Annotated in this window: 14 protein-coding genes and 1 pseudogene; 1 reads left to right on the forward strand and 14 read right to left on the reverse strand. The window is 31.7% G+C overall.

The features are described from left to right. Positions 1–140: 140 nt before the first annotated feature. From secF to WY13_RS02480, 12 genes are all read right to left on the reverse strand, one after another. The gene (secF, locus tag WY13_RS02425) at positions 141–1016 is read right to left on the reverse strand and encodes a protein translocase subunit SecF (RefSeq protein ID WP_063554120.1); all 876 of its coding nucleotides are present in this window, start codon (positions 1014–1016) and stop codon (positions 141–143) included. Between the two features lies 1 nt (position 1017). After that, positions 1018–2292 (reverse strand): protein translocase subunit SecD, encoded by a 1275-nt coding sequence (secD, locus tag WY13_RS02430; protein ID WP_063554121.1) that lies wholly within the window; start codon positions 2290–2292, stop codon positions 1018–1020. Positions 2293–2434: 142 nt separating this feature from the next. Next, on the reverse strand, positions 2435–3802 hold the full coding sequence (scfB, locus tag WY13_RS02435) for a thioether cross-link-forming SCIFF peptide maturase (RefSeq protein WP_063554122.1): 1368 nt from the start codon (positions 3800–3802) through the stop codon (positions 2435–2437). A gap of 85 nt (positions 3803–3887) precedes the next feature. Then, positions 3888–4025 (reverse strand): six-cysteine ranthipeptide SCIFF, encoded by a 138-nt coding sequence (gene scfA, locus WY13_RS02440; protein WP_013240005.1) that lies wholly within the window; start codon positions 4023–4025, stop codon positions 3888–3890. Between the two features lie 98 nt (positions 4026–4123). Continuing rightward, positions 4124–4492, reverse strand: coding sequence for a TIGR04086 family membrane protein (locus WY13_RS02445; RefSeq protein WP_063554123.1), 369 nt, complete (start codon positions 4490–4492; stop codon positions 4124–4126). A 60-nt stretch (positions 4493–4552) separates the two neighbouring features. Next, positions 4553–4867 carry a preprotein translocase subunit YajC gene (gene yajC / locus WY13_RS02450; RefSeq protein ID WP_063554124.1) on the reverse strand — a complete coding sequence of 105 codons (315 nt, stop codon included), beginning with the start codon at positions 4865–4867 and terminating at the stop codon, positions 4553–4555. 37 nt (positions 4868–4904) lie between these two features. Further along, the gene (gene tgt, locus WY13_RS02455) at positions 4905–6029 is read right to left on the reverse strand and encodes a tRNA guanosine(34) transglycosylase Tgt (protein WP_063554125.1); all 1125 of its coding nucleotides are present in this window, start codon (positions 6027–6029) and stop codon (positions 4905–4907) included. A gap of 15 nt (positions 6030–6044) precedes the next feature. Beyond that, positions 6045–7070, reverse strand: coding sequence for a tRNA preQ1(34) S-adenosylmethionine ribosyltransferase-isomerase QueA (queA, locus tag WY13_RS02460; protein ID WP_063554126.1), 1026 nt, complete (start codon positions 7068–7070; stop codon positions 6045–6047). Between the two features lie 28 nt (positions 7071–7098). After that, the gene (gene ruvB, locus WY13_RS02465) at positions 7099–8145 is read right to left on the reverse strand and encodes a Holliday junction branch migration DNA helicase RuvB (protein WP_063554127.1); all 1047 of its coding nucleotides are present in this window, start codon (positions 8143–8145) and stop codon (positions 7099–7101) included. A gap of 14 nt (positions 8146–8159) precedes the next feature. Further along, positions 8160–8756, reverse strand: a complete 597-nt coding sequence (gene ruvA / locus WY13_RS02470) for a Holliday junction branch migration protein RuvA (RefSeq protein WP_063554128.1) — start codon at positions 8754–8756, stop codon at positions 8160–8162. A 188-nt stretch (positions 8757–8944) separates the two neighbouring features. Further along, on the reverse strand, positions 8945–9547 hold the full coding sequence (locus WY13_RS02475) for a hypothetical protein (protein WP_063554129.1): 603 nt from the start codon (positions 9545–9547) through the stop codon (positions 8945–8947). A 60-nt stretch (positions 9548–9607) separates the two neighbouring features. After that, the gene (locus WY13_RS02480; RefSeq protein ID WP_063554130.1) at positions 9608–10432 is read right to left on the reverse strand and encodes a ComEC/Rec2 family competence protein; all 825 of its coding nucleotides are present in this window, start codon (positions 10430–10432) and stop codon (positions 9608–9610) included. Positions 10433–10738: 306 nt separating this feature from the next. Between WY13_RS02480 and mltG the strand changes: the two genes are divergently transcribed. Beyond that, entirely contained in the window at positions 10739–11557 is an 819-nt protein-coding gene (gene mltG, locus WY13_RS02485; RefSeq protein WP_063554131.1) for an endolytic transglycosylase MltG, read from the forward strand. A 347-nt stretch (positions 11558–11904) separates the two neighbouring features. Here mltG and WY13_RS02490 read toward each other — a convergent pair. Next, positions 11905–12297 (reverse strand): annotated as a pseudogene (locus WY13_RS02490) (YebC/PmpR family DNA-binding transcriptional regulator); the annotation flags it as partial. Between the two features lie 359 nt (positions 12298–12656). Then, positions 12657–13776, reverse strand: a protein-coding gene (locus WY13_RS02495) for an IS3 family transposase (protein ID WP_156498945.1) whose coding sequence is annotated in 2 segments (ribosomal slippage) — positions 12657–13502 and positions 13504–13776 — 1119 coding nt in all. Because the reading frame shifts where the segments join, the coding sequence is not laid out codon by codon here. Between the last annotated feature and the right edge of the window lie 86 nt (positions 13777–13862).

Raw genomic sequence — 13862 nt, forward strand, 5'->3', positions numbered from 1 at the left:
TATCGAAAGCACTTATATTATAAATGATATTGTCTTCTATTACAAATACATTATGGTTAGATTATTTGCAATAAAAAAATCCAGAGTACCAATATACTCTAGATTTTTTATTTTATCATATTTAATGTATATTTTATAGCTTATTCACTTACTGTATGCAACTTTTTTTTATTTTGAAGCATATGTTTCTTTATAATTACCCAACATGGACTAGCTATGCATATAGAAGAATAGCATCCTGTAATTATTCCTATAAGTATAGGCTCTGAGAAAACTCTTACAGAAGGCACTAAAACATATACTGATGTCAAAGTTATTACAACAGTTAATACTGTATTTATAGATCTTGCCAATGTCTGAGTTACACTAGCATCTGCAACTACTATAGGCTCCTGTCCTCTCATGTATTTTTGATTTTCTCTTATTCTATCAAAAACAACTATAGTATCATGAACAGAATAACCTATAACCGTAAGAGCTGCTGCTATAAAGTTAGAGTCTATAGGAACTCTAAGTACTGCATATACAGAAAGCATTACAAGTACATTGTGAATTAATGATATAATAGCTGCTATACCAAAACTTAACTCAAACCTTATACCTATATATATAAACATAGCTATAATTGCAACTATAACAGCTTGCAGAGCTTTGGTCCTTGTTTCTTGCCCTATAACCGCACCTATATTTTCTTGATTCGTCAAACTACTCTTTTTATACTTTGCCTTTACAGCTTTTACAATACCACTAACATCATTATTGCTTAAAGTGGCAGCCTTTATAGATATAGACTTATTATCCACTTTATTGGATTGAAAATCACTGGAGTATTTCTTTACTATATTATCTACATCCTGTTTATTAAAATCCTGACCCACATTTATTTCAACTACTGTACCACCCTTAAAATCCAGTCCATATTCAAGACCTTTAGTAGCCATAGTAAATATTCCAATTGCAATTATTATAAGGGATATAGTAAACCATATTTTTCTTTTTTCAATAATCTTATACATATTACTTTACTACCCCCTTTCTGAAGTCATGCACACCAAATGTTCCAATTGTCTCCTTATGGTTAAACCAACCCATATTGGCTAATAACTTCATAAGAGTTCTAGTTACCGTTATAGCCGTAAACATACTCAAAATTGTACCTATAATAAGCGTAAGAGCAAATCCTTTTACGGAACCTGTACCAATATTATAAAGGACACACCCTGAAATAATAGTAGTTATATTTGAATCCAGTATTGAAGTCATAGCTCTTCTAAATCCCGCATCTACAGAGGCCTTAATGGATTTACCACTTTTAAGCTCCTCTTTAGTTCTCTCAAATATAAGTATGTTAGCATCTACTGCCATACCTACTGTTAGCAAAAATGCTGCTATACCAGCTAATGTCAAAGTTACATTTACGTTGGCAAAAGCTGCTAAAACTATATATACGTATAGTACAAGTGCTATATCTGCAACAAGTCCAGGTAATCTATAATATAAAAGCATAAATATCATTACTAGCCCTATACCTATTTTACCTGCCAATATACTAAGTGGAAGTGCATTAGCACCAAGAGAAGCTCCTACAGTTTTAACCTGTACTGGCTTTACGGTAACTGGAAGTGCACCTGACTTTATCAAATTTGCCTTTGTTTGAGCCTCTTTCATAGTCATATGACCGCTTATAATAGCTCTACCATCAGTTATATGTGCATCTACTTTCGGATCTGACAATTTATCCTTATCTAAATATATGCTAATTACTTGCCCCATAAATTTTTGAGTGGCATCTGCAAACTTCTGAGCACCTGATTGAGTTAACTCCAGATTTATTGCACCTTGGCTGCCATTTTGAGGGTCAATAGAAGCTGTAGCATTTTTCACATCCTTACCTGTAAGTATAGTATTGTTGTCTGGTCCAACAAACTTAAGTTCACCTGTTTTTGCTACACCATCTACTACTTCTTTTGCATCAAATTTTCCAGGTATATCAATTCTTATCCTGTCTTTTCCTTCTCTTACAGTCGTAGTTTCACTTACTCCTAATTTATTAACTCTTTGTGAGATCATATCTACAGTTCTATTTACAGTATCCTGATCTACATTTTTCGACTGTATTTCTTCAAGTACAGAAACTCCACCTTGAAGATCAAGTCCTTTATTTATTACTTGGCTAAATGGCTTTAATTTATATCCACCAAAAGTTACTCCATATGCTCCCGTATAAGCTAAAAAGCCTATTAAAATCACGCATAGAAAGAAAACTACGGTACTTTTCGCCTTAGATTTCATTTTTATCCTCCTTCGTCAATAACCAACTACCTCTTATCCTCACCTATTTACATTAGCAATTATATTACTTAAAAAAAACACCGTCAATACACATATTACAAATAAAGTAATATGATGTATTAAGTTTTTGTAAATGTTATTACTATTTTTTCAAAATTCTACTTTTAAGTGCAATGGCACACTCAATTCTCTTTTTCTGCATTTTGCATCCAAGGCTGTAAGGTATGTTCATATCCTTATTGAAATTGTAATTATTAGCCTGGCATCCACCGCTGCAGTAAAATCTTGCCCAACATTTTCTGCATTCAGGTTTATTGTATATATGAGCAGACTTAAATTGCTTAGGAATATCTTTTCTCAAGTTATCAACGTCACTTAAATTTCCCATTTTAAAAGCTTCATTACCTACAAATTGATGGCATGGATATATATCTCCATCTGGTGTTATAGCTACATACTCATGTCCTGCCCCACATCCTGATATCCTTTTGTATACACAAGGACCGCCTGTAATGTCTATATTAAAATGGTAAAATTTAAACTTTCCTCCTTCCTTGTTTCTTCTAATCATTTCATCATACAATTTATCATATTGTTCATAAATAACCGGAAGGTCTTCTTCTCTAAGAGACAATGGATCATCCTTTGGAAGTACTACGGGTTCTACAGATATTTCATCAAATCCCTGATCTGCAAGATATTTTATATCTTCAAAAAAATCAGTATTGTTTCTAGTAAAAGTACCTCTTGCATAATATTGTTTAGACTTGTCCCTTATTTTTACCATCTTTTTTATTTTAGGCAGTATAGAATCAAAACTTCCACTTCCATCAATTCTAACTCTTACTTTGTCATTTACTTCTTTTCTTCCATCAATACTGAGTACTATATTTCCCATGTTTTTATCAAGATAATCCATTATCTCATCGTTTAACAGGGTAGCATTGGTAGTCATTGTAAATCTTATATTTTTGTTGTACACCTTTTCCTGCTTCTTAGCATACTCTACGATTTCCTTTACTGCATCAAAGGCCATAAGTGGTTCTCCACCAAACAAATCAACCTCTATATTCTTCCTAGGTCCTGATTTTTCTATAACAAAATCAATAGCCTTTTTTCCTATTTCTGCAGACATGAGTTTTCTGCATCCTTTGTACTCACCTTCATCTGCAAAACAATATTTGCATCTCAAATTACAATCATGAGCAATATTAAGGCATAATGCTTTTATAAATGAAGGTTCACTTTCATGCTTTTTTGCAATTCCTTCATATATATCTTTTGAATACAACATTTCTTTTTTAATTAGCTGTTGTATCTCACCATAAGCCTCCACAACTTCTTCTTTTTCATATTTATCTTTAAGAAGTTCTACTGCCTTTTCAAGTTCTGGCAGTTCTTCATCATCTAAAATATCATATACTAGTTCATCAATTTCATGAAGTGTACCAGAGTTTACATCTATAACATATCTATATCCACCCTGGACAAATTTATGAATATTAGCCAAATTGTTCTCCTCCTAATAAAAGTGTATAATTTTTCATTATATAAATTTTAGGCAGTAACTATTTTGTTACTGCCTAAAATTTATATTAGTTTTCACAAGCTAAATTGGCAACTGTGCAAGAAGTTTTACATGCTGATTGGCATGAATTAGCACATTCCTTACATCCTGGCTTTTTTAAACTTTCTTTTATATTAGCATTATTTAAAGTTTTTATATGTTTCATACTAAGCTCCTCCAATTAATAAAGTTATCTGTTTGATTATAACATAAAGCTATAATAAAATAAAGTTATCCACAAATGTGAGAAGTTTAAGGAATTCCCTATAAGTTAATTGCAATCATACCTGATAGAGCTCCTACTATAAGGTCAAGCAGCAATCGTTTTACTCCATAGGAACTTATAGCTGCAGAATTTCCAGAAACTACAGAAACTACATACAGTATAAACAAGTATAAAAGAGTTACTCCAATACCTACAAGCCATCCTTTTTTACCTATTCTTCGCACTGCATAAATAACTCCATACATTATACTAAGTATGTTTGTAATAACGTAAAATATGTATCTTACTCTTGAACCTATATCTATAAAAGTCATTATAACTGCAAAAATTAAAAGTAAAATAACTGTAATTATAAAACCTCTAAGAACTCCTTCCACTGCAGGAAGGTAATTACTACCTTTTTCCAAATTAAAGCACCTCCCATCTAATAGTATTTATGTAGATAAAAGGTGCTTTATACCTAATTTTTAAACTTCTTTTTTTTCCTCTATTTTCTTAGAAGAATTTTCTTGACTTTTAGTTTCAGATAAAATATTTAGTACTCCTGTTTTATCTAACTTTATTCTTACTCTATCTGGTCCTGTTTGAATGGTTATATTTCTGTCCTGAATATTTACAACTTTTCCTATTATACCACCTTTAGTCATAACCTCATCATTAACCTTAAGGCTTTCAAGCATTGCATTATATTTCTTTTTTCTCTTGCTTTCTGGTAGAAATATAAGTAAATAAAAGATTACTACTATAAACAATAAAGGTAGTAACGATCCCAATGAACTCAATTTTTTCACCTCCTTTTGATAAACAAAGTTTTTAACTTTATTGATTCCATTCCTCAAGCTTTTCCCTTTTATATTTAGGGAAATAGTCTCCATCAATAGAATCTCTTATTTCTTTCATTAAATTATTATAAAAATACAAATTATGAAGTACACATAACCTCATAGCAAGCATTTCCTTTGCCTTAAACAGATGCCTTATATATGCCCTAGTGTAATTTTTACAAGTAGGACACTGGCATCCTCTGTCGATAGGGGAATCATCCAGCTGATATTTGGCATTCAAAAGATTTATTTCTCCCTCTGATGTAAACACATGGCAATGTCTTCCATTCCTAGCAGGAAGTACACAATCAAAGAAATCTACTCCTCTTTCTACTGCTTCAAGTATATTTGCTGGAGTTCCAACTCCCATCAAATATATAGGCTTATCCTGTGGAAGATGAGGAACTACTTTTTCTATAATTCTATACATTTCCTCGTGAGTTTCCCCTACAGCTAAACCTCCAATAGCATATCCGTCTAAATTCATGTCACTTATTATTTTAGCGTGCTCTACTCTTATATCATCGTAGACACCGCCTTGGTTTATACCAAACAGCATCTGCTTATTATTTATAGTATCTGGCAGAGAATTCAATCTATCCATTTCAACTTTACATCTTTTGAGCCATCTTGTGGTTCTTTCAACAGAACGTTGAACATAATCTTTGGGAGACGGGTTTTCTATACACTCATCAAAAGCCATAGCTACAGTAGATGCCAAATTACTTTGAATCTGCATACTCTCTTCAGGTCCCATAAATATTTTACTTCCATCTATGTGTGAATTAAAATATACTCCCTCTTCTTTTATCTTTCTAATCTTTGACAGAGAAAATACCTGAAATCCTCCAGAATCAGTTAAAATAGGTCTATCCCAATTCATAAATTTATGTAATCCACCAAGTTTTCTTATGATCTTATCTCCAGGTCTTAAACTTAAATGATAAGTATTTGAAAGTTCCACCTGACATCCAATTTCTTTTAAATCACAGGTAGAAACTGCTCCTTTTATAGCTGCCAAGGTACCTACATTCATAAAAACTGGAGTTTGAACTACTCCGTGAGGTGTAGTAAATTCACCTCTTCTAGCACTTCCCTGTTTCTTTAGTAATTTATACATTCAAACACCTCAAATCTATTTTAAGAACATAGCATCTCCAAAGCTAAAAAATCTATATTTTTCTTTAACTGCACAGTTATATGCATTTAGTATTTTTTCTCTTCCACAAAGCGCACTTACAAGCATTATGAGTGTAGACTGTGGTAAATGAAAATTTGTTATAAGTTTATCTACTACTTTATATTTATATCCAGGATATATAAATATATCCGTCCAACCAGATTGTTCCCTAACTCTTCCATTTTCATCTCCAATGGTTTCAAGTGTTCTGCAGGAAGTAGTACCCACTGAAATTATACTTCCTCCTTTTTCTCTGGTTTCATTTATCATATCTGCAGTTTCTTTCGTCATACAGTAGTACTCTGAATGCATATTATGTTCTTCTATATTTTCAACCTTTACAGGTCTAAAAGTTCCAAGTCCAACATGTAAAGTTAAGAACGCAAGTTTTACCCCTTTATCCTCTATTTTTTTAAGCAATTCTTTGGTAAAATGAAGACCTGCTGTAGGGGCTGCTGCAGAACCTTCTTCTTTAGAATACACTGTCTGATACATTTCCTTGTCCTCTAATTTTTCTTTTATATATGGAGGCAGAGGCATTTGACCAAGCCTATCAAGTACTTCTTCAAATATTCCTTCATATTCAAACTTAACAATTCGATTTCCATCTTCTTTTACTGAAACTATTTCTGCCTTAAGTTCCCCATCTCCGAAGTCAAATCTACTTCCTACCTTAGCTCTTTTTCCAGGCTTAACTAAAGTTTCCCAGGTGTCATCTTCATTTCTCTTTAAAAGTAAAATTTCCATTTTACCACCGCTGCCTTCTTTTGCACCTATAAGTCTTGCTGGCAAAACTCTAGTATCATTTAATACAAGGCAGTCACCTGGATTCAAATAATCTAATATATCTTTAAATACCTTATGCTCTATATCACCAGTTTCTTTATCAAGCACCATAAGCCTAGCTTCATCTCTTTGCATTAAAGGATGCTGCGCAATTAATTCCTCTGGTAAATAAAAATCAAAATCTGTAACCTTCAATATTTTCACTCCATTCATCTTGTGTAAATCACATTTTGTCATCAAACAATGAAGACTGATTAAAGTTTTTTTTAGAATTTTCGCTTCTCTTTCTGTTAAAATGTCTATAGGCACTATCCGATGCCACTCTACCTCTTGGGGTTCTTATTATAAAACCTTTTTGGAGTAGATAAGGCTCATACACATCTTGTATAGTATCTAACTCTTCTCCTATAAAATAGGCTAAAGTTTCTACTCCCACAGGTCCTCCATTAAAATTATCAATTATAGCTTTTAATATTTTATTGTCTATGCTATCAAAACCTTCATTATCAACTTCCATTAATTCAAGAGCTGCTTGACTCGTTTTGACGTCTATTACACCGTTTCCCTTAACCTCGGAATAATCTCTAACTCTTTTTAATAATCTGTTTGCAATTCTAGGAGTTCCCCTGGACCTTTTTCCTATTTCAAAAGCTGCATCCGTTTCTATTTTTACTTTAAGTATATCAGCTGATCTGACTATAATTTCACTGAGTTCATCTTCTCCATAAAACTCCATAGGACATAGTACCCCAAATCTATCCCTTAGTGGCGCTGTTAAAAGTCCCACCCTTGTAGTAGCACCTATCAAAGTGAATTTAGGTAAGTCCAATCTTATAGACTTTGCTGCAGCCCCTTTTCCTATAACTATATCTAGTGCATAATCCTCCATAGCAGGATATAATATTTCCTCTACACTTCTATTTAACCTGTGTATTTCATCTATAAAAAGCACATCCATATCATTTAGACTGGTAAGTATTGCAGCCAGATCTCCTGCTCTTTCTATAGCTGGTCCCGAAGTAATTTTTAGGTTTCCTCCCATTTCCACAGCAATTATATTAGCAAGAGTAGTTTTTCCAAGACCTGGTGGTCCATAAAGAAGTACATGATCTAGTGCTTCCTTCCTGTTTCTAGCGGCCTCTATAAATATTTTCAATTTATCCTTTACCTTTTTCTGCCCTATATATTCATTGAGTCTCTTAGGTCTCAAACTATACTCATTTTCTGTATCCTCTTTAATGTTAAGGGGGGTAACTATTCTATCTTCCATACCTATCACCTAACCTAATTCATTAAAAATTTAAGAGCTTTCTTTATCATGTCCTCAGTAGAACTTTCTTTTGTTTTATCTATGGAAGCTAAAGCTTTATTTCCTTCCTTTTCCGAATAGCCAAGTGCTATAAGAGCCTCCAAAACCTCAGAAGTATTTTGAGTTGCATTTATATTGTCAATATTATCCTCACCATTCGTAAGTTCACCTACATCTATTTTGTCTTTAAGTTCAAGTATGATTCTTTGGGCAGTTTTCTTACCTATTCCAGGTGCCCTTACCAAATTTTTTTCATCTTCAGATATTATAGCATATTTCAAATTATTTACGTCACTTATGGATAAAAGTGAAAGCGCTGCTCTTGCCCCTATACCATTTATAGTAAGTAAAAGGTTAAACATACTCAATTCTTCTTTAGTTAAAAAGCCGTACAATCCTATAAAATCTTCTCTCACTATCTGCTGCAAATACAACACTATGTTTTCTCCTACCTTTGGAGTTTTTGTAATAGTACTGCCAGATGTATTTATTTTATAGCCAATTCCATTATTCTCAACTACTATATAATCTTTATTTACACCTTTATATGTTCCCTTTATGTATTCATACATCTAAAATTCCTCCAAAACATCGAGACTTATTAAAATTAAACAAAGCGTTATATTGTAACATATAATACTTTATCATTTTAAGTACTTTAGTTCAAGTACTGCAATTCACAATATGGAATTTTCTAAATAACAGATAATGATACTTTTTTCACTAACGTGAAAAAATATAAAAAAAGCCTCAAAGGCTATTATTCATAGTCCTCAAGGCGTGATTCTGCTTCGTCTCTTGTATTACACTCAAAGTATTTATCTCCCTTAGTTAAAAGCCTTATATCTTCTTCTTTTAATTTGCTTGTCTTTATATCAGTTACATCTCTCTTTTCATTTTCTATAAACATATTCCCCTGATTATCTGTCTTATATATAGCAATTAGGCCATTCTTTATTCCAAGTACATATTTATTAGGTTCATATTTATCCACTTCTTTTACAAGTACTACTTCTTTTGCACCGAACTTATTAACCTTATATCCAGCAGTTTTGTATATATTTTCAACTTCATTTTTGCTTTTACCTGCTAATTTTCCAGCCAATTCTTCTTTTTCCGTCTTAAGTTCTCCACTTTTATTATATTTTATTTTAAATATAATTTTAGCTTTTTCAGGAACAGTTGTACTTATATTAGAATTTGTATTTACAGTGTCATAAGTTTTATTTCCTTGTCTAACCTGTTTTATTTCTCTATTCATATTTACATTTTGAAATCCCACTACACATATGTAACAACTTAAACCTAAAATTAAAATAGTAAATATAACCAATACTATTGTACGAACTTTTCTATTATCCATAATATCCCTCCTTTTTGAATATTATGGACACTTATCTTAATTATATACACTATCTTAGGATTATTTTAATTTTATGGTAATATTATTTCTATCACAAAATAAAATTTTATTTCTAATCACAATATTTCCCTGTCTGTCACTTCTCCATACTACAATTCCTTTACTTTCTAACCTTTTTTCAACTCGTTTATCTGGTGTATTAATTCCATCACTAGTTACAATTGCTACTTTAGGTTGTATCTTATTTAAAAATTCTACCATTGTGCTGGTATTAAGACCATGATGCGGTACCTTTAGTACATCACATTTTTTTAGCTTTTTTGTCCTTATCATGTCATCTTCTTCTCTTTTCTCACAATCTCCCGCAAATAAATAATCCAAACTTCCTATTTTACCTTGAAGTACAATTGAATTGTTGTTCTCTACACTGCCATCTTTATAGATAGGCCCAACAACTTTAAGATTCATGCCATAATGTTTCATACTCCAATCCTTTCCTATGTATTCCACAGATACTCCCATTTTAAGCAATTTATCTTCTATAGAATATTTAATATTGTTTTCATGATCAGGTAAATATACTTTATGAACCTTTGTCGATTTAGCTATATTACATATTCCATCATAATGATCATCATGATAATGAGTTAATATTATACCTTCTATTTTATTTACATTATTTGAATTTAAATATTTTATAACCCTGTTAGTATAATATGCAGCTCCTGAATCTATTAAATAATTTTTATTGCCTAACTTTATTAAAGTACAATCCCCTTGGCCTACATCTATAAAATGTACTTCACAAATACCATATTTAGCAAAAGTACTATTACCCATAAACATTATAAATATAATTACCATAACAATTAATTTTTTCTTCAAATTAATACAAGCCTCCATCTATTAGGCACTTGAAAGAAAATAACAAGTAAAAGATTTGCTAGCATACTGACTAGCTATTTCTTTGAAAATGCCTTAATTACTGTATTTATTTTTTGTATAAAAATCAGTTATATTCTAAAGTTTCACAAAAAATAATCTAAGGTACATAAAAGAAAACAACAAGTAAAATATGCTAGATACTGACTAGTTATTTTTTAATATGCCTGAGTAAAATATGGTATACTAATAATAAAAATATTTGAACAATAAAAAGGAGTGAAGTTGTTCTTATTAACCTAATAATTCATGGTTGATATAGACATTATAATTATGAAACTTAAAAAAATCATATCTATATTCGTTGTTATTGTTTTAGCATTATACGGTTCATTTTATGTAAGGAATAAATTAATTAATAGGAATAATAGAGTTAACAGAGCTGTAGTAAAAGTTGTTATACCTGAAGGCTATACAAATGAACAAATAGGAAGGACATTAGAGAAATCAGGATTAGTTACAGAAAAAGATTTTATGAATACAGTGGGAAACTGGTCAGATAACAGTTACTGGTTTTTAAAAGGTCTTCCACAGGACAAGCATAAGCTGGACGGTTTTTTATATCCCGCTACATATACTTTTGAAAAAAACACATCAAGTAAAGAAATCATAAATGAAATGCTTAAAACTTTTGAAACAAATATAGAACCAAGTAAAAGTTATATAACTAAAAATAATTTAAGTATAAGAAATGTTATAATAACAGCCTCTCTAATAGAAAAGGAAGCACGAAAAGATGTGGACAGGCCCAAAATAGCCAGTGTTATTTACAATAGATTAAATAAAAATATGCCCTTACAAATAGATGCAACTATTCTCTACGTAATAGGACATAAAGATAAAGTATATAATAGGGATTTAACTGTAAAATCTCCTTATAATACCTACTTAAATAAAGGGTTGCCGCCATCTCCAATATGTAATCCAGGAACAAAGTCCATAAATGCTGCAATTCATCCTGAAAGAACTAATTACCTTTATTATGTATTGGACACTAAGACCAATACACATGTATTTGCAGAAACCTATGCCCAGCACATTAAGAATGTGTCTTTATACGGAAAGTAAAAAAGTTGTTTAAATAACATTTATATTCGAGAACGTACCTAGATTTGTGCAAATCAAATCTAGGTACGTTCTCTAGGGTTGTTAACAAACAGGCCTGAATATTCCTGAATTTCAGTTAACACAGTATCTAATTTTTCCTTTATAAAATACACTTATATATTTTAAACATATACTCCCATTTTAGCTTAGTTGAGTTAACAACAAAAAACCACTCCTCACATGAATTTTAATATATATTCACATGAAAAATGGTTGTCATAATCAAATAAGTATTAAAACCTAAATGTTTATCTGCGGTAGTGACAAACATTCAAGTTTTTGCTATATGTAAAACTACTTCAAATCCTTTATCCTTCAAATTCTTCAGGGAATTCAGCATTGTGATAAACGTCCTGAACATCGTCATCATCCTCAAGTTTATCTATAAGTCTTTGAACCTTTCCTGCCGTTTCCATATCAACAGCTACAGTATTATCTGGTATCATCGTAATATCTGCAGACAGGAATTCAAAACCCTGTTCCTCTAATTTTTCCCTTACTGTACCAAAGTCTTCTACAGTAGTAATTACCTCAAAGACTTCTTCTTCAGCAATAAAATCTTCAGCACCTGCATCCAATACCTGCATCATTATTTCGTCTTCATCCATGTCTTCTTTTCTCTCTATTACTATCTGGCCTTTAGCCTGGAACATCCATCCTACACAGCCGTTAGCACCTAAATTACCACCATGTCTTGAAAATTAATATATGTTTTTACCTATTTATTATTAATATATACCATAACAAAATTTAAACATTTTCCATAATCTAATGATAGTATACCATCATAAATCACCTAAAATCAAGGTCTAAGTTATGATATACATCTTACTTTTTAAAGTGGACCCCTTTGTCAAGACAATTTTTTAGTATATTTATAGTTAGGTCAATAAACATGTATTCTAGTAAATTATCTAATAATATTTAAGATTACTTTCCTTTAGATATTCTCAACTTGTAGGTAAAGATTATGTCAGGGACTTGCCATCGTAGATGGTGCGTCAGCATCCTTGACATCATCTTTATCTACAAGTATTATTTTTAATAGGAAAGTAGCCAACTAATTACTGAAATATATTTCAGCTGGGGTTTTATAGTTAAGGCTCTGGTGGGGTCTCTTATAATTATAATATTTTAAATAATTATTGATTCCTGTACGTGCTTCACGAGGGCTTTCATAATCTTGCAGATAAATATTTTCATACTTAAGGCTCCGCCATAATCTTTCAATAAAAATATTATCATATGCACGTCCGCGGTGATCCATGCTGATTTTGGAACCTGCATTAAGAAACAAATTTGTATATTTTGGACTTGTAAAATGACTTCCCTGGTCACTATTCATGATTTCTGGAGATGTCCGTTTTAAAGCATTTTTACATGTTTCTAACACAAAATAAATTTCAAGGGTATCATCTACTTCCCAGTCTATAACAAAGCGCGAATACCAGTCAATAATTGCGACTAGATAAAGCCAGCTTCTATGTATGGGAACGTACGTAATATCAATGCTCCATACTTGATTAGGATGCCCAATTGTAAGTCCTTTAAGCAAATAAGGATAAATTGGGTTTCCTGGCTTTGATTTACTTGTGTTCTGGCGTGGATAAATAGCTTGAATGCCCATTTCCCTCATATGTTTGAGTACAGTCTTCTTGTTTATAGTTATCTGCCTATATTTTTTAAGCCACACAGTGATTCTTCGATAGCCGAAATCAGGGTGTTGTGTATATATTTCATCGATTTCTCTCTTGATAAATAAATCATGTTCATCGGGTAGAACAGGTTTATAATATAGGGATGTTCTGTTGATTCCAAGTAGACTAACCTGTACAGAAACTGGAAGTTCCCTTTTGTCAAAATCGATCATGGAAATGCGCTCACTGCGGCTAAAATTAGAGACCAGATTTTTTTTTCATCCACTCATTTTGAGTGGTAAGCTTACCAATTTGCTTATAAAGTTCATCAATTTTATTTTCATAATTCTTCTGCATCTGCTTTGTTTTAGAAGCTTCTTTTTCAAAAAGCTGAGAAAAATTCTTCATAGCCTCTGTTTTCCAGCGTGTAAGCATATTGGGATGGACTTCATTTTCAGAAGCTATCTCGCTTAAAGTATGCTCCCCACGAAGTACTTCTAATACTAATTTTGCTTTGAATTCAGAACTATAATTTTTTCTCATGTGATTCACCATCCTTAATAAAAATATTATGGAGAACCTAACTAAAAAGCAAGCATTTTTTTGTCTTAATTCTTGGGTCCATTATA

Source organism: Clostridium ljungdahlii (assembly GCF_001636845.1).
Classification (GTDB): domain Bacteria; phylum Bacillota; class Clostridia; order Clostridiales; family Clostridiaceae; genus Clostridium_B; species Clostridium_B ljungdahlii_A.

Bases quoted from the DNA above. Each gene is read 5' to 3' on its own strand.
- secF (WP_063554120.1), bottom strand. From the start codon at position 1,016: ATGTATAAGATTATTGAAAAAAGAAAAATATGGTTTACTATATCCCTT.
- secD (WP_063554121.1), bottom strand. From the start codon at position 2,292: ATGAAATCTAAGGCGAAAAGTACCGTAGTTTTCTTTCTATGCGTGATT.
- scfA (WP_013240005.1), bottom strand. From the start codon at position 4,025: ATGAAACATATAAAAACTTTAAATAATGCTAATATAAAAGAAAGTTTA.
- tgt (WP_063554125.1), bottom strand. From the start codon at position 6,029: ATGTATAAATTACTAAAGAAACAGGGAAGTGCTAGAAGAGGTGAATTT.
- ruvB (WP_063554127.1), bottom strand. From the start codon at position 8,145: ATGGAAGATAGAATAGTTACCCCCCTTAACATTAAAGAGGATACAGAA.
- ruvA (WP_063554128.1), bottom strand. From the start codon at position 8,756: ATGTATGAATACATAAAGGGAACATATAAAGGTGTAAATAAAGATTAT.
- WY13_RS02475 (WP_063554129.1), bottom strand. From the start codon at position 9,547: ATGGATAATAGAAAAGTTCGTACAATAGTATTGGTTATATTTACTATT.
- mltG (WP_063554131.1), top strand. From the start codon at position 10,739: ATGGTTGATATAGACATTATAATTATGAAACTTAAAAAAATCATATCT.